The sequence below is a fragment of the Rhizobium sp. Root708 genome, assembly GCF_001429725.1.
GTDB lineage: Bacteria > Pseudomonadota > Alphaproteobacteria > Rhizobiales > Rhizobiaceae > Rhizobium.
This window is the reverse complement of sequence record NZ_LMHV01000034.1, coordinates 1-15355: the sequence shown is the minus strand read 5'-3', so window position 1 is coordinate 15355 and position 15355 is coordinate 1. Positions and strand designations below refer to the sequence as shown.

The 15355-nt window shown below is 60.3% G+C and carries 14 protein-coding genes and 2 pseudogenes; 11 read left to right on the top strand and 5 right to left on the bottom strand.

All coding sequences use genetic code 11. The features are described 5' to 3' along the window. Positions 1-15 precede the first annotated feature (15 nt). The 7 genes from oppB to ASE04_RS17050 all read left to right on the top strand — a co-directional run bounded on the left by oppB (position 16) and on the right by ASE04_RS17050 (position 8064). Positions 16-939: an oligopeptide ABC transporter permease OppB gene (gene oppB / locus ASE04_RS17080; protein WP_056819356.1), complete on the top strand. Its 924-nt coding sequence runs from the start codon at positions 16-18 to the stop codon at positions 937-939. Then, positions 932-2065 (top strand): ABC transporter permease, encoded by a 1134-nt coding sequence (locus ASE04_RS17075; RefSeq protein ID WP_056819354.1) that lies wholly within the window; start codon positions 932-934, stop codon positions 2063-2065. The genes oppB and ASE04_RS17075 overlap by 8 nt, the downstream gene beginning before the upstream one ends. A 1-nt stretch (position 2066) precedes the next feature. Beyond that, on the top strand, positions 2067-3665 hold the full coding sequence (locus tag ASE04_RS17070) for an ABC transporter ATP-binding protein (RefSeq protein WP_056819352.1): 1599 nt from the start codon (positions 2067-2069) through the stop codon (positions 3663-3665). A gap of 236 nt (positions 3666-3901) precedes the next feature. Beyond that, a complete protein-coding gene (locus tag ASE04_RS17065; RefSeq protein ID WP_056819350.1) occupies positions 3902-4999 on the top strand; it encodes a septal ring lytic transglycosylase RlpA family protein in 1098 nt (365 codons plus the stop codon). A 29-nt stretch (positions 5000-5028) separates the two neighbouring features. Beyond that, positions 5029-6243, top strand: coding sequence for a D-alanyl-D-alanine carboxypeptidase family protein (locus tag ASE04_RS17060; protein WP_056819348.1), 1215 nt, complete (start codon positions 5029-5031; stop codon positions 6241-6243). Between the two features lie 128 nt (positions 6244-6371). Beyond that, positions 6372-7049, top strand: coding sequence for a dTMP kinase (gene tmk / locus ASE04_RS17055; protein WP_056819345.1), 678 nt, complete (start codon positions 6372-6374; stop codon positions 7047-7049). Then, the gene (locus ASE04_RS17050; RefSeq protein ID WP_056819343.1) at positions 7042-8064 is read left to right on the top strand and encodes a DNA polymerase III subunit delta'; all 1023 of its coding nucleotides are present in this window, start codon (positions 7042-7044) and stop codon (positions 8062-8064) included. Before tmk ends, ASE04_RS17050 begins: the two co-directional genes overlap by 8 nt. Here the strand turns inward: ASE04_RS17050 and ASE04_RS17045 are convergent, their stop codons facing one another. Next, positions 8065-8859, bottom strand: a complete 795-nt coding sequence (locus ASE04_RS17045; RefSeq protein WP_056820400.1) for a sulfite exporter TauE/SafE family protein — start codon at positions 8857-8859, stop codon at positions 8065-8067. A gap of 243 nt (positions 8860-9102) precedes the next feature. Here ASE04_RS17045 and metG point away from each other — a divergent pair, with 243 nt between their 5' ends. The 3 genes from metG to ASE04_RS17030 are packed head-to-tail and all read left to right on the top strand — an operon-like array spanning position 9103 to position 12290. Then, positions 9103-10653, top strand: a complete 1551-nt coding sequence (gene metG / locus ASE04_RS17040) for a methionine--tRNA ligase (RefSeq protein ID WP_056820397.1) — start codon at positions 9103-9105, stop codon at positions 10651-10653. 7 nt (positions 10654-10660) lie between these two features. Next, complete coding sequence (locus ASE04_RS17035; protein ID WP_056819341.1) at positions 10661-11443, top strand: TatD family hydrolase; 783 nt, start codon at positions 10661-10663, stop codon at positions 11441-11443. 4 nt (positions 11444-11447) lie between these two features. Then, the gene (locus tag ASE04_RS17030; protein ID WP_056819339.1) at positions 11448-12290 is read left to right on the top strand and encodes an MBL fold metallo-hydrolase; all 843 of its coding nucleotides are present in this window, start codon (positions 11448-11450) and stop codon (positions 12288-12290) included. A gap of 420 nt (positions 12291-12710) precedes the next feature. Here ASE04_RS17030 and ASE04_RS17025 read toward each other — a convergent pair whose 3' ends face one another. After that, positions 12711-12959 carry a helix-turn-helix transcriptional regulator gene (locus ASE04_RS17025; protein ID WP_056819338.1) on the bottom strand — a complete coding sequence of 83 codons (249 nt, stop codon included), beginning with the start codon at positions 12957-12959 and terminating at the stop codon, positions 12711-12713. A gap of 139 nt (positions 12960-13098) precedes the next feature. Between ASE04_RS17025 and ASE04_RS17020 the strand changes: the two are divergent. Beyond that, positions 13099-13545: pseudogene (locus tag ASE04_RS17020) on the top strand (arsenite efflux MFS transporter ArsK); the annotation flags it as partial. 10 nt (positions 13546-13555) lie between these two features. On the opposite strand, the pseudogene arsH reads toward ASE04_RS17020, so the two are convergent. The 3 genes and pseudogenes from arsH to ASE04_RS17005 form a co-directional block, all read right to left on the bottom strand. Next, positions 13556-14226: pseudogene (gene arsH / locus ASE04_RS17015) on the bottom strand (arsenical resistance protein ArsH). Then, positions 14219-14647, bottom strand: a complete 429-nt coding sequence (gene arsC / locus ASE04_RS17010; protein ID WP_056819336.1) for an arsenate reductase (glutaredoxin) — start codon at positions 14645-14647, stop codon at positions 14219-14221. The pseudogene arsH and the gene arsC overlap by 8 nt, the downstream one beginning before the upstream one ends. Next, positions 14644-15355, bottom strand: a 712-nt coding sequence (locus tag ASE04_RS17005; RefSeq protein WP_056819334.1) for an arsenic resistance protein, incomplete at its 5' end; no start/stop codon positions are given. The genes ASE04_RS17005 and arsC, both read right to left, overlap by 4 nt.

The following is a 15355-nucleotide window of genomic DNA, read 5'->3' as shown; positions in this document are numbered from 1 at the left end:
CACAGGAGGACGGGTATGATTGCCTTCGTTTTGCGCCGTCTCGCGAGCGCGGTGCCGACGCTTTTCATCGTCGTGACGATTTCATTTTTCTTGATGCGGTTCGCTCCAGGCGGTCCCTTCAATCTCGAGCGACCGCTGCCACCGGCGACGATGGAGAACCTGATGCGAACGTATCAGCTCGATCAGCCGCTATGGCGCCAGTACGCAACCTATATCGGCAATGCCGTTCGTGGAGATTTTGGTCCGAGCTATGTCTATAAGGACAACAGCGTGGCCGAACTGATCGGCAAGGGCCTGCCTTATTCGATGGAACTCGGCTTCTACGCGCTTCTGCTGGCGCTTGTCGGCGGTGTTCTGATGGGCACGGTGGCGGCACTCAGGCAAAACAGTGCCTTCGATTTTTCGATCATGTCGCTGGCGACCATCGGAACAACCGTGCCGAATTTCGTCGTCGGTCCGGTGCTCACGCTTATCTTCGCCGTCTCGTTATCGCTCCTTCCGGCCGGTGGCTGGGGAGACGGGTCCTTGCGTTTCCTCATCCTGCCGATGATCGCCCTGGCGCTGCCGCAGCTCGCGGTCTTTGCCCGGCTGACGCGCGGTTCGATGATCGAGGCATTGCACGCCGACCATATCCGCACGGCCCGAGCCTATGGCTTGCCTGCGCGCGTGGTCGTCGTGACCCATGCGATGCGCGGAGCCATGCTGCCGGTGGTTTCCTATCTTGCTCCATGCGCAGCGGCCCTGTTGACGGGTTCCGCCGTCGTGGAGACGATCTTCACAATCCCCGGCGTCGGCCGCTATTTCGTTCTTGGCGCCCTCAATCGCGACTACACCCTGGTTATGGGAACCGTGATCCTGGTCGCCATTTTCGTGATCATTTTCAATCTGATGGTCGATATCCTCTACGGCCTTCTCGATCCGAGGGTCCGTCATGACTGATCATGTCGCGGGTTCATCGCAGGCCGTTTCCGGCAAAGCCGGCCGCAGCCTGTTCCAGCTGGCTCTTATTCGCTTCCGACGCAATCGAGCCGCGATGGCGGGTTGCGTGATGATGGTCCTGATCAGCCTTTTTGCGTTCGTCGGGCCGCTCTTCGTGTCCCACACCTACGATCAGGTCTTCTCGTCCTACGTGACGGTGCCGCCGAGCCTGAAGCCGCGCCCTGACGTTTCCGCGTTGCAGGACGTTGCGGAAGGCGTGGCGACCCGGGCGCGTGTAAAGCTCGATAGCTTCAAGGTCGAGGGCGAGGCCTTCACCGCCACCGTCAGCTCTGAAAACCCTATCGACCCACGCGCCACGCGCTATTTCGACCGAGCGAATGAGTTTCGTGAGACTAGCCTCGGCGCCACGCAGAACGACGGGCGGACATTGGTCATAACAGGCAAGGTCAACAGAGAGTATTTTCCGTTCGGAACGGACCTGAACGGTCGCGATCTGCTGGCGCGCGTCATGCTCGGCGGGCAGATATCCATCGCCGTCGGCCTGCTTGCCAGCTTCGTGTCGCTTGGCATCGGTGTGTTTTACGGCGCAACGTCAGGCTATCTCGGTGGTCGGGTCGACAATGTCATGATGCGGCTTGTCGAGATTCTCTATTCGTTGCCCTTCGTGTTTCTCGTCGTCGTTCTGGTGGTCTTCTTCGGCCGGAGTTTCATCCTGATCTTCCTCGTCATCGGCGCGGTCGAATGGCTTGATATGGCCCGTATCGTGCGGGGACAGACGTTGGCGTTGAAACGCAGGGAATTCGTCGGGGCCGCTCAGGCACTCGGCTTGACGGATTGGCAGATCATACGCCGCCACATTATTCCGAATACGATCGGCCCGGTCATCGTCTTTGTCACCGTCGTCGTGCCGAAGGTTATCCTTCTGGAAAGCTTCCTGTCGTTCCTGGGGCTTGGCGTCCAGGCGCCGCTGACCAGCTGGGGCGCACTGATCTCCGAGGGTGCGAACAACATCCAGTCGGCGCCGTGGCTGCTGATCTTTCCATCCATCTTCTTCGTCGCAACGCTCTTCTCGCTGAATTTCATCGGCGACGGCCTGCGTGACGCACTCGACCCGAAGGACCGCTGACATGGCAGCCGAAGATACGATTCTTGCCATTCGCGGCCTCAAGGTCGATTTCGAGACGCCGGACGGGCAGGTGAATGCGGTCAAGGGCATCGACCTCGACGTGCGGGCAGGCGAGACGCTCGCGATCGTGGGGGAGTCCGGTTCCGGCAAGAGCCAGACCATGATGGGGCTGATGGGACTGCTCGCCAAGAACGGGACGGCAAGCGGCTCTGCCAAGTACCGCGGCAAGGAGATTGTCGGGCTTGCGCCGAGAGAACTGAATGACATTCGTGGTGCCAAGATCACCATGATCTTTCAGGAACCGATGACATCTCTCGATCCGCTCTATCCGATCGGTCGTCAGATCGCGGAGCCGATCGTCCATCACCGGGGCGGAACCCACAAGGAAGCGCGCAAACGCGTTCTGGAACTGCTGGAGCTTGTCGGCATTCCTGACCCGGGCCGTCGCATCGACAGCTATCCGCACGAACTCTCGGGCGGGCAACGCCAGCGCGTGATGATCGCAATGGCCTTGGCGAACGAGCCGGACATCCTCATTGCCGACGAGCCGACGACAGCGCTCGATGTCACAATCCAGGCTCAGATCCTGTCGCTCCTGGCGTCGCTTCAGCAGCGCTTCGGGATGGCGATCGTGCTGATTACGCACGATCTCGGCATCGTCAGGCATTTCGCCGAGCGCGTCGTGGTCATGCGACGCGGCGAGGTAGTCGAGCAGGGCACCACGGCAGATATCTTCGAACGGCCAACCGCGGACTATACCCGCATGCTACTGGCCGCCGAGCCGCGTGGGCGAAAATTATCTCCGGAGGATGGCGCACCTGTCATCTTGGAGGGCCGGGACGTTACCGTGGACTTCGAGATCGGAGGCGGCCTCTTTTCCGGCGGTCGCCGGCTGTTTCGCGGCGTGGACGGCGTGACCGTCAAGCTGCGGGAAGGGCAGACGATCGGGATCGTCGGCGAATCCGGTTCGGGCAAATCGACGCTCGGACGCGCACTCCTGCGTCTTGTCAAAAGCGCCGGCCGTTACCGCTTTGGTGCAATCGATATCTCCAACTATGACAGGAAGCGCATGCGGCCGCTCCGCAAGGAGATGCAGCTTGTCTTCCAGGACCCCTACGGTTCGTTGTCTCCACGCCAGACAGTCGGAGAGGTCATCACCGAAGGCCTTCTCGTTCACGAGCCCGGATTGAGCAAGGTCGAGCGCGACCGCCGCGCCATCGCCGCACTGAAGGAAGTCGGACTGGATCCCGATGCGCGCAACCGGTACCCGCATGAATTCTCAGGCGGTCAGCGACAGCGCGTTGCGATTGCCCGCGCGATGATCCTCAAGCCACAGGTGGTAATTCTTGACGAACCGACGTCGGCGCTTGATCGTTCGGTACAGGGACAGGTGATCGATCTTCTGCGGTTGCTTCAGGACAGTCACAAGCTTTCCTATATCTTCATCAGCCACGATCTTTCGGTCGTGAAGGCAATGTCGGACTACGTTGTCGTGATGAAAGATGGGCGGATTGTCGAGCAGGGGGATACGGAAGCTATCTTCCAGAAACCCCGCGAAGATTACACGAAAGCGCTGATAGGTGCCGCGTTCACTGTCTGAACCTCTGGCAGGGCAGGGCTTCGCGTGTGGCTTCCGGGACCTTAAGCGCAGTTACAATTGTTAAATTAGCATTTAATTAACCATGTTAATTAGAATTGTAGCTAATACGTCGAAAGTCTTCGCAAATTTGCCACGAAAGCAGCATGATTAAAGTCTCGTTAGGTTGATGGGATTAGGGGTGTCTTGCCCGTAGGGCGGATTTCTTAACCATAACGGTCTTGAGCGGCGTGGGACATATGAGACGAGACTTCGGGGCGGCGTCATTCGCAACGGCAGTGCGATGGGTAGGTCTATCGCTGGTTTGTGCAACGGTCACGGCATGCGGCACGGCCCCGACTGCGCCTGCAAAGGCGAAGCACGGCAAGGAATATTTCTCGGAAAAGGAATATGGCGTAAAGGCCAGTCCGCGCGTTGCGACCGGTGACAATATCCCGAAGGGCGGCGGTCGTTACATCGTCGGCAATCCCTATGTCGTCAAAGGCAAGTGGTATTATCCGAAGGAAGACTTCTCCTATAGCAAGGTCGGGATTGCGTCGTGGTACGGTTCGGCCTTCCATGGCCGCTTGACGGCAAATGGCGAAGTCTACGACCAGATGCATCTTTCCGCCGCGCATCCGACGTTTCCGCTTCCAAGCTATGCCCGCGTTACCAATGTTGAAACCGGCTCGTCGGTCATCGTGCGCGTTAACGACCGCGGTCCCTATCACGAAGGGCGCATCATCGATCTCTCGAACAAGACGGCCGATATGCTCGACCTGCAGCATAGCGGCACCGGCAACGTTCGTGTTCAATACGTTGGCCGCGCCCGCATGGACGGTCACGACATGCCGTACCTGATGGCATCCTACGTTCCAAAGGGCAGTCGCATTCCGGGCGTCAATCCCGGTGGCGGACAGATCGCAACGGGTGTCATGGTCGCCTCCAACAGCAAGCGCATAACGGCTGACGAAATCCAGAGCTTCGGCGGCTTTACACCGCCGCGTGCGGAGAATGTTCCTGTGCCGATGTCCGCGACGTCCTATGCAGGCTCGACGCCGAGCGCGCCTTACAATGCCGCTCCGGTCCCGACACCTATTCCTTCTCCGTCGTTCGGCGCAAGCGCACAGCCGTTCGATCAGATGGTCGTTCTGCCTGAAATTGGCCCCGTCCCATACGAGCGCCCGAACGGTTGGCAGGGCAGTTCGCTCGCCATGGGCTACCAGGATGAGGCGGTCAAGACCGTAACCGTTGCTCTCGCCTTCGACGCCGTGATGGTGCGTAATGACGGCCTGACCGAGGAGTCGATCCTTGCCTCGTTCAAACGCCAGAAATCGGCCGGACAGTCCGCGCGATAATTGCAGAAGCCGTTGGCGGAGGCGGGAAAATGAAGGTTTTGCCTTGGCGACGCGCTCTCCTGACATGCTTCTTGCTGTTGCCTGCCGGCCTGACCGGACCGGTAGCGGCGGCTGAGCCGAACGCCGGCTTTGAGACGAAGGCCCTACAGGCCTACATGGTCGAAGCATCGACCGGCACGGTTCTGCTTGCGAAGAATGAGAACCAGACCTTTTCTCCCGCATCGCTGGCAAAGCTCGCGACCGCGGACCTTGTTTTCGAAGCCCTTTCAAAAAACCAGATCACCCTCGATACGCAATATCTCGTGTCGGAATATGCCTGGCGAACGGGCGGGGCACCGTCGCGGACGGCCACAATGTTCGCCGCCCTCAAATCGAACGTTCGTGTCGAGGACCTGTTGAAGGGTATCGCCATTCAGGGCGCGAACGATAGCTGCATCATCCTGGCGGAAGGCATGAGTGGCGGAGAGCCCGCCTTCGCCGAGGCGATGACGCGCAAGGCGAAGACCCTCGGCATGCAGCGCTCCGTCTTCGGCAACTCGACCGGATTGCCCGACGGGAAGAGCAAGACGACCGTCTACGACATGGTCACCCTGGCTTTGGATCTCCAGCAGAGCTACCCGACCTACTATTCCTATTTCGCGCTTCCGGATTTCCAGTGGAATAAAATCTTCCAGCGGAACCGAAATCCGCTGCTCGGCCTCGGCCTCGGCCTCGGTGTCGACGGTCTGGCGACGGGTTTCGCGGAGGGTGAGGGCTATTCGATCGTCGCATCGGCGGAGCGGAACGGCCGGCGCCTTTTCATGGCGCTCGGTGGTCTTCCGTCCGACAAGGAACGCACGGACGAGGCGAAGCGGGTTCTCGAGTGGGGGTTGGGCGCATTTGAAATCCGCCAGCTCTTCGCCGATGGCGAGGTCATTGGAGCAGCCGGCGTCTATGGCGGCGCTGAACGGAACGTGGACCTGGTCGCGCATAAGGGCGTGAGCGTCTATATCCCTGTCAATAATCCTGACCGCCTGGCCGCTCGTATCGTTTACCACTGGCCCTTGATGGCGCCGGTTGCCGCAAATCAGGAAGTCGGGACCTTGCGGATCTCTGCCGGCAGTCGGCTTCTTCGCGAGGTTCCGCTTTACACCAAGGCCGAGGTCGTCACCGGCTCGCTCAGCAGCCGCGCGATCGACGCTATCCTGGAGCTTGCTGAATCGCTGCTGTTTTCCTGGCTGTGGGATAAGCCCCAGCCCACGTGATCGCCATATTGATGGTCAATCCTGCGGGAAAGCAGGGAGATCTTCGCAACGCGGTTCCGCTGGCCAGAATCTTCCTGTAGATGTACGCCGATAGCGCGATGCGGGCGCGAACATGCAGGAAGTTATCATTGTCGTCCGGCACAGGATTGTTTGTTACATTTGAGGGCGGCGAAGGTGCCGGGAAGTCCACGCAGATCCGCAAGTTGGCGGAATCGCTGCGGTCGCGTGGTTTCGATGTTTTGCTGACGCGCGAGCCAGGAGGCTCTCCCGGCGCGGAGGCAGTTCGTCACGTCCTCCTGTCAGGTGCCGCGCAGGCATTGGGCACGCGAATGGAAGCGATTCTTTTCGCGGCCGCGCGCAACGATCACGTCGAAGGCGTCATTCGTCCCGCCCTGAATGCAGGGAGGGTCGTCCTCTGCGATCGTTTCATGGATTCGTCCCGCGTCTATCAGGGAATTACCGGCAACCTCGAACCGGATTTCATCGAGACGCTGCAGCGCGTGGCTATCAACGGCGTCATGCCGGATTGCACCTTGATTCTCGATCTGCCGGCCAAAGCCGGTCTGGAACGCGCTTCGCGGCGCGGCGCTGCGGTGGCCATCGCTCCCGATCGTTTCGAGAGAGAAGAACTGGAAACCCACGAAAAGCGGCGCGAAGCCTTTCTTGATATCGCCGCCCGCGAACCGGAGCGCTGCCATGTGCTGGACGCGCTGCGCCCCGAGGATGTCATCGCCGACGACGTGTTGACCATCGTCGAACGGCGACTGCCACTCAAAACAAAGATTGCGGAGACGGTTCATGAGTGAGGAACGTCCCGGGCTTCTCGATGGCGCCATATGGCAGCCCGAGAACACGAAACTGTTCGGCCACGGGGAAGCGGAAGCCTTCCTTGCGCAATCCTACCGGTCCGGCAAAGGGCATCACGCGATGCTCATCGAAGGACCTGAAGGCATCGGTAAGTCAACGCTTGCCTTTCGATTTGCCAATCACGTCCTGTCCCATCCCGATCCGGCAAGCGCACCGGCGACGATGGCCGACCCGGACCTGAATTCGGCGGTCAGCAGACAGATAGCGTCAGGTGCGTCTCACAACCTGCTCTACCTGGCGAGACCGGTCGACGAGAAGACGGGAAAGATAAAGTCCGCGATTACCGTCGATGAGGTGCGCAAGGCTGGTCGATTTTTCTCGCAGACATCGGGCACCGGCAACTGGCGCATCGTGATCATCGATCCCGCCGACGACATGAACCAAAATGCGGCCAATGCGATCTTGAAGATATTGGAGGAGCCGCCGAAACGGGCACTCTTCCTGTTGATTTCACACGCGCCCGGCAAGCTGCTGCCGACCATCCGCTCGCGCTGCCTTCCGCTGAAGCTCGCGCCGCTGAACGATGAGGCGCTTGCCGGCGCTCTGGACCACCTTGGTATCGATGCTGGAGACAGAACGCTGCTTTCGTCCGCCAACGGCAGCGTCGGCGAGGCGCTGAAGCTCATCAACTATGGCGGCGGTGATATCATCAGCGCCTACAACGAGGTTCTCTCGTCGCAAGGCCCCGCCGCACGGCGCGCGATGCACCGGTTGGCTGATGCGCTCTCCGGCAAGGAAAGCGAGACAATATTCGAGTTCTTCACCAGCCACGTAGGGGACGACCTGATGAGCCGCGCGCGGTCGGCCGCCATCGCTGGGGAGGTCGTGGCCGCGGAGCGGTTTTCACGGCTCTATTCGGATATCGTGAACCGGTTGACGATATCGGACGCCTACAATCTCGATCGCAAGCAAACGATCATGAGCATCCTTGGCGATATCAAGCAGCCGAGCTGATCAACCGGTAAGCAGCTTCCCGGCGACTACGGCGAGCGTCGCCGCAAGCACGAGCCGGATCGTTCGCTCGTGAAGTTTGGGTGCAAGCAGGCTGCCTGCGATAATCCCGGGAATAGAGCCGACAAGCAGAGCGAGCAACATGCCCCAGTCGATCTCACCGATCATCCAGTACCCCATGCCGCCGATGAAGGTGAGGGGGACTGCATGAACAATATCCGAGCCCACGATTTCCCGAACATCGAGGCGAGGGTAGAGGATCAACAGCACCGTGACGCCGAGCGCGCCGGCGCCGACTGATGTGAGGGTAACGAGAATGCCCAGCGCCAGCCCGAGCACGGTCGTCAGCACCATGATGGTAGCCGGACGGAGGGGGCGGCGACGCTCGCCGATGGAGCGCTGCGCTATGGCGAGAACCTGCTTGCGGAAAATCAGCATGAAGGCCGTCATGACGAGCAGCCAGCCGAGCGCCGTTGTGATCGTATGGGCGACTTCGATGCTTTTGCGGTCGACGCCCGCCATAAACCAGAGCGTCAGGAGCGCGGCCGGCACACTGCCCGCCGCCAGACAGCCGACGACGCGCCAATTGATACGGCCATGAATGCCGTGAACGGCGGTACCCGCACTTTTTGTGACTGCGGCATAGAGGAGATCGGTACCGACGGCGGTTGCCGGATGAACGCCGAACAGAAGAACGAGAAGCGGTGTCATCAACGACCCGCCACCAACGCCCGTGATGCCCACAAGCGCCCCGACAACCAGCCCGGAAAGGGAGTAAAGCGGATCAAAACTGGCCAAGGTCAAGCCGTGGCCCTCGGGCCTGCGCCAAAAACGCCGCTGCGGGGTGCTTTAGATGTCACGTTGCTGTTGCCCTGTCTTCTTTCTCTCCTGCCTAGAGCCATGAAAAAAACGAGTCAAGCGCAGGGCGCGTTTCAGGCTCAAATCCCCGGCCGGTATGAAACTTAGTGTTTCGCTTCCTGGCCACATGCGCTAAGAGCGGCTGATAAATTTTATAGAGTAAGCCGGACACGAATGGCCGCCATGACAGACAAGACACCCTTCTACATCACCACCGCGATTTCCTACCCGAACGGCAAGCCGCATATCGGCCACGCCTACGAACTGATCGCGACGGATGCCATGGCGCGCTACCAGCGCCTCGACGGCAAGGATGTCTTCTTCCTGACAGGCACGGATGAGCACGGTCAGAAGATGCAGCAGACGGCGCGTGCCGAAGGCATCTCGCCGCACGAACTTGCCGACCGCAATTCCGGCGAGTTCCAGGCAATGGCGACGCTGCTGAACGCCTCGAATGACGATTTCATTCGCACGACGCAGGAGCGTCACCACGAGACGTCCAGAAACATCTGGAACCTGATGGCCGACAACGGCGATATCTACAAGGATTCCTACGCCGGCTGGTATTCGGTTCGCGATGAAGCCTACTATCAGGAAAATGAAACTGAGCTGCGTGCCGACGGCGTGCGCTATGGTCCCCAGGGTACACCGGTCGAATGGGTTGAAGAGGCAAGCTACTTCTTCAAGCTCTCCGAATACCAGGACAAGCTGCTCGCGCTCTACGAGGCCAATCCGGACTTCATCGGCCCGGCCGAACGTCGCAACGAGGTCATCTCGTTCGTGAAGTCGGGGCTGAAGGATCTGTCGATCTCGCGCACGACGTTCGATTGGGGCATCAAGGTACCGAACGACCCTGCCCACGTCATGTATGTCTGGGTCGACGCACTGACCAACTACATCACCGCGACCGGCTACATCGAAGACCAGAACGGCCCTCGTGCCAAGTACTGGCCGGCCGACGTTCACATCATCGGCAAGGACATCATCCGCTTCCACGCGGTTTACTGGCCTGCCTTCCTGATGTCGGCGAAGCTGCCGCTGCCCAAGCGCGTCTTTGCGCACGGCTTCTTGCTCAACAAGGGCGAGAAGATGTCGAAGTCGCTCGGCAACGTCGTCGATCCCGTCAACCTGGTGAACCATTTCGGTCTCGATCAGGTGCGGTACTTCTTCCTGCGCGAAGTATCGTTCGGCCAGGACGGCAGCTACAGCGAAGAGGCGATCGGCACCCGCATCAATTCCGACCTTGCCAACGGTATCGGCAACCTTGCCAGCCGCTCGCTGTCGATGATCGTCAAGAACTGCGATGGCAAGATTCCGGAATGCGGCCCGCTGACCGACGAGGACAAGGCGATGTTGGCGGCCGCCGACGCGCTGCTCGCCTCCACCCGCGACGATATGGGGAAGCAGCTCATTCACCGCGCCCTGGCCTCGATCATTGCTGTTGTTTCGGAAACGGACCGCTATTTCGCCGGTCAGCAGCCTTGGGCTTTGAAAAAAACCGATCCAGCGCGCATGGGCACCGTGCTCTATGTCACGGCCGAAGTCGTCCGCCAGATCGCCATCCTGCTGCAGCCTTTCGTGCCGGAATCGGCCGGCAAGCTGCTAGATCTCGTTGCTGCCGCCGCCGACAAGCGTGACTTTGCAGCACTCGGTGAAGCCGGCCGCCTTGTCGTAGGCACGCAGCTTGAAGCGCCGACGCCGGTCTTCCCGCGTTACGTCGCGCCGGAAGCGTGAGGACGTCATGCTGATCGATACGCATTGCCATCTGGATTTCGCCGACTTCGAAGAGGAGCGGGACGAGATCGTCAAGCGCGCTCACGATTCCGGCGTCAAGCAGATGGTGACGATCTCGACGCGTGTACGCAAGCTCGACGGTCTTCTCGCGATCACTGAAAAATATCCATCGGTTTTCTGCTCGGTCGGCACGCATCCGAACAACGCAGGCGATGAGCTGGACATCCAGACCGAAGAGCTGGTGCGGCTTGCCAACGCCCATGAGAAGATCGTCGCGATCGGCGAGGCGGGTCTCGACTATTTCTACGACACGCAGAAGCCGGAAGACCAGCAGACCGGATTGCGTCGCCATATCGATGCGTCGCGTGAGACCCAGCTGCCGCTCGTCATTCATAGCCGCAGCGCCGACGTGGACATGGCGGCGATCCTGACCGAGGAAACGGGTAGGGGCGCATTCCCCTTCATTCTGCACTGCTTCTCCGCGGGCGCGGAGCTCGCAAGGGTCGGCGTCGAACTCGGCGGCTATATTTCCTTCTCCGGCATTCTGACGTTCCCGAAATCGGAAGAGTTGCGTGAGATCGCCAAGACCGTCCCGCACGATCGCTTGCTCGTCGAGACGGACGCGCCATACCTCGCGCCGAAGCGTTGGCGTGGCAAGCGCAACGAACCCTCCTACGTGGTGAACACTGCCGAGGTCCTAGCCGAAACACTCGGACTCAGCTACGCCGACATGGCAAAGATCACGACCGACAACGCGTTCCGCATTTTCTCAAAGATGCCAAGGATCTAGCAGCGTGGGATATAGGCGGCGCTTCACCATTCTCGGCTGTTCGTCGTCTCCAGGCGTTCCCCGCATTACCGGTGACTGGGGTGCTTGCAATCCTGATAACCCGAAGAACCGACGTACCCGCGCGGCCTTCATGGTGCAGCAGTTCGACGACAACGGTGGCGCGACGACTGTCGTCATCGACACCGGACCGGATTTTCGCGAACAGATGATCGCGGCCGGCGTGACCCACATCGACGCGGTTCTCTACACGCACCCGCACGCAGACCACATCCATGGCCTGGACGACCTGCGTGGCTATTTCTACGAGTCCCAGCAGCGCGTCCCGATCCACGCGAACAGCGAAACCATGGACCGCATCCGCCAGGGATTCGGCTATTGCATGGAGACGCCGCCGGGCAGCAATTACCCGCCGATCGTCGAACCCAGGGTTATCGAGAGCATAGACGTCCCGGTGCGGGTCAGTGGCGCCGGAGGTACGATTTCCTTCCAGCCGCACACGCAGCAGCACGGTGACGTAACCTCATTGGGATTTCGTATCGGCGATGTCGCTTATTGCAGCGACATCAGCGACTTTCCGCCGGAAACCGTCGTAAAACTTCAAGATCTCGACGTGCTGATCATCGATGCGTTGCAGTACCGATACCATCCGAGCCATCTGTCGCTCGAGCAGTCGTTGGATTGGATCGGTCGCCTGAATCCGAAGCGGGCGATTTTGACCCACATGCACACGCCGCTCGACTACGACACTGTCATGGGCGAGACGCCTGAACATGTCGTACCTGCTTATGACCAGATGAGCTTTGATGTCGAGTTCGAAGAAGTTGACGCGGTGGTTGCGGCATCGTAGCGCGCAAATCACTGGCCGTCAGAAGCCGATGCTATATACTGGACATCGTCGGCAACACGAGTATCGTCTTCGCGACCGTGAAGGGCGAATGAGTTTATCGCGCAGCATCAGAAACGGTTGCTAACAGTGTGAAAGACAAGACCTTTCCATAGCGACAAAGTCATCATGACGAAGCTTCAGGCTCGCTGAGATCAATCCAATTGTTCCAAATACTGCCATTTCGATTTCATTGCTGAGTGAGTGAGTAACGAAAACGGCTGGAATCGCAGATGCCTAGCCTGCGAATTTTCTCCAAAAGGCAGCGTATTTCGTTGTGAGTTGACTTCTCGAGGTGTTTCGCAACACGCCCGAAAGCGTTGCGATTTGAATGTTGCGTTTTTAGTTGAATGAAACGAGCGCACAAGGTCGCCTATGTCGGCCTCAGCGATCGCCATCGTCCGCCACGAAGAACAAGCCCCATCCGCTATGCTCGTTGGGTTCGACAAGCTCGACGCCTCGTTCACGGAAAACGGACCTGACCTTCATCAGGGTATCAAGAAGCACGTAATCTTGGGCGGTTTCAATGTTGTAGATCGTCCGATCAGAAAGGCCGGCGAGCTCCGCCAAGTCTTTCCTGGAGAGGCCCAACGCCGTGCGTGCGGCCTTCACGATGAGGTGCTTCGTCGCCATTCGCAACAAATCTCACGACACTCGAATCCATGCAAAACGAACCTGAGAAAATTGTTGACACATTGCCGAAAAACGGAAAACTATTGCCGAAATACGGAAACGTTTCGCTGAAACAGTATCCCTCTGGACGTGCCTCTCCGTCGGCTCGTTGTTCGGCCCTGCCCAGGTGCTCAGCCGTCTGATCAACATGATCTTCGGCACGCGGTTGTCCCCACCGATCCTCGCGGTGATCTCGGCGGCGCTCATGGTCGTCGGCATCGTCATCCTGGGCGTGAGCGGGAACTGGCTGCCGGGGGCCGTCGCATTCGCCATCTGCCTTGGCCTCGGGTCCGGCATCAATTCCATCGCGCAGGGCAGTCTGCCGCTCTACCTGTTCGGAAGCGACGGCTACGGAACGATCACCGGCAAGATGGCCGCCGCTAGGCTGGCGCTGGGCGCGGCCGCCCCGTTTACCTTTTCGGCGGCGATGCAGAGCTTCGGGATCGGATTGTCCCTGTTCGCCACGGCCGCGCTCGGCGTCGTGGGAATTGCTGCGTTCGCGACCGTGGCGATGACGACGAGACGGGATCTCGTCGCCGCCGAATAGACGCCGGCCGTCAGATCGACTTCAACTGCACCCGCTGCTCGAGCTTGGCGGCGTCCTCCTTCCGCTCGCTGTAGCGGTCGGTCAGATAGGACGAGACATCGCGGGTCAGCAGCGTGAATTTCACGAGTTCCTCGCAGACGTCGACGACACGGTCGTAGTAGGACGACGGATTCATTCGTCCTTCGGCGTCGAACTCCTGAAACGCATCCAGCGGCCGAGGCTTCGAAGCTGGCCGATCGCGTTGAACGACTGGCTGCCGCCTGACACCTGCATCACCGCGAGCGTCTTGCCCTGCGTCGGCCGGACGGAGCCGACCGCCAGAGGGATCCAGTCGATCTGGGACTTCATCACGCCTGTCATCGCGCCGTGACGTTCCGGGCTGATCCAGACCTGCCCCTCCGACCACTGCGACAGCTCCCTTAGTTCCTGCACCTTCGGATGCGTAACCGGCGCGTCGTCGGGCAAGGGAAGCCCCTTGGGATCGAAGACGCGAACCTCGCATCCGAGGCGCTCAAGCAGTCTACGGGACTCGTGGGCGAGCAGCCGGCTGTACGAGACCTCGCGGATCGATCCGTAGAGGATCAGAATCCGGGGCTTATGCGCCGAGAACGACGGACGAAGGGCGTCGAGGTCGGGCTGGGCGAGATGGCTTTCATCGAGTGCGGGGAATCCTTCAGACAATGCGCTTTCCCTCCTCGTCGAGGACGTGCTCGCCGTCCTCCTTCGTGAAGGCGCCCTTGTGGGTGTCGGAGAGGATGTCGAGCACGACTTCGGAAGGGCGGCTCAGTCTCGTGCCGAGCGGCGTTACGACGAACGGCCGGTTGATGAGGATCGGATCCTTCAGCATGGCGTCGAGCAACTGATCGTCGGTCAGCTCGGGATCGCCGAGGCCGAGTTCCGCGTAGGGCGTTCCCTTCTCGCGCATCGCCTGCCGGACGGTCAGACCGGCGTCGGCGATCATCTTGGCCAGCTCGGCGCGCGAAGGCGGCGTCTTCAGATATTCGATCACGGTCGGTTCGATGCCGGCGTTGCGGATCATCTCCAGCGTGTTGCGCGAGGTCCCGCATTCGGGGTTGTGATAGATGGTGACGTCCATGGTCATGGCCTTTCGGTTGCAATGTTCTTGGAGACGGCCGGAGCGGTCTCGTACCAGCCCTTGCTGCGGTTCACGATCCAGACGACCGACAGCATGACCGGRACCTCGATGAGGACGCCGACGACGGTCGCCAGCGCCGCKCCGGACTGGAAGCCGAACAGACTGATGGCGGCGGCGACGGCGAGCTCGAAGAAGTTGCTGGCACCGATGAGCGCCGACGGCCCCGCGACGCAATGCAGTTCGCCCGACATGCGGTTGAGCAGATAGGCCAGCCCCGAGTTGAAGTAGACCTGGATCAGGATCGGAACCGCCAGCATGCCGATGATGGTCGGCTGCGCGATGATCTGCTCGCCCTGAAAGCCGAATAGAAGGATCAGGGTCGCCAGCAACGCGACGAGCGAAAGCGGCTGAAGCCTGGCCAGAAGGGCGTCCAGCGACCGCGTCGTAYCGTCGGCGGTGAGCAGCCTGCGAACGACCTGGGAGATGGCGACCGGGATCAGGATGTAGAGGACGACGGAGATCGTCAGCGTGGCCCACGGYACSGTGATCGCCGACAGACCCAGCAGCAGCGCGACGATAGGCGCGAAGGCGACGATCATGATGGCGTCGTTGAGCGCCACCTGGGACAGGGTGAAGTGCGGTTCGCCCTTCGTCAGGTTCGACCAGACGAAGACCATCGCCGTGCAGGGTGCTGCCGCGAGGATGATCAGGCCC

Bases quoted from the DNA above. Each gene is read 5' to 3' on its own strand.
- ASE04_RS17075 (WP_056819354.1), top strand. From the start codon at position 932: ATGACTGATCATGTCGCGGGTTCATCGCAGGCCGTTTCCGGCAAAGCC.
- arsC (WP_056819336.1), bottom strand. From the start codon at position 14,647: ATGACCATGGACGTCACCATCTATCACAACCCCGAATGCGGGACCTCG.
- ASE04_RS17065 (WP_056819350.1), top strand. From the start codon at position 3,902: ATGAGACGAGACTTCGGGGCGGCGTCATTCGCAACGGCAGTGCGATGG.
- ASE04_RS17050 (WP_056819343.1), top strand. From the start codon at position 7,042: ATGAGTGAGGAACGTCCCGGGCTTCTCGATGGCGCCATATGGCAGCCC.
- metG (WP_056820397.1), top strand. From the start codon at position 9,103: ATGACAGACAAGACACCCTTCTACATCACCACCGCGATTTCCTACCCG.
- ASE04_RS17035 (WP_056819341.1), top strand. From the start codon at position 10,661: ATGCTGATCGATACGCATTGCCATCTGGATTTCGCCGACTTCGAAGAG.
- ASE04_RS17070 (WP_056819352.1), top strand. From the start codon at position 2,067: ATGGCAGCCGAAGATACGATTCTTGCCATTCGCGGCCTCAAGGTCGAT.
- ASE04_RS17025 (WP_056819338.1), bottom strand. From the start codon at position 12,959: ATGGCGACGAAGCACCTCATCGTGAAGGCCGCACGCACGGCGTTGGGC.
- ASE04_RS17060 (WP_056819348.1), top strand. From the start codon at position 5,029: ATGAAGGTTTTGCCTTGGCGACGCGCTCTCCTGACATGCTTCTTGCTG.
- oppB (WP_056819356.1), top strand. From the start codon at position 16: ATGATTGCCTTCGTTTTGCGCCGTCTCGCGAGCGCGGTGCCGACGCTT.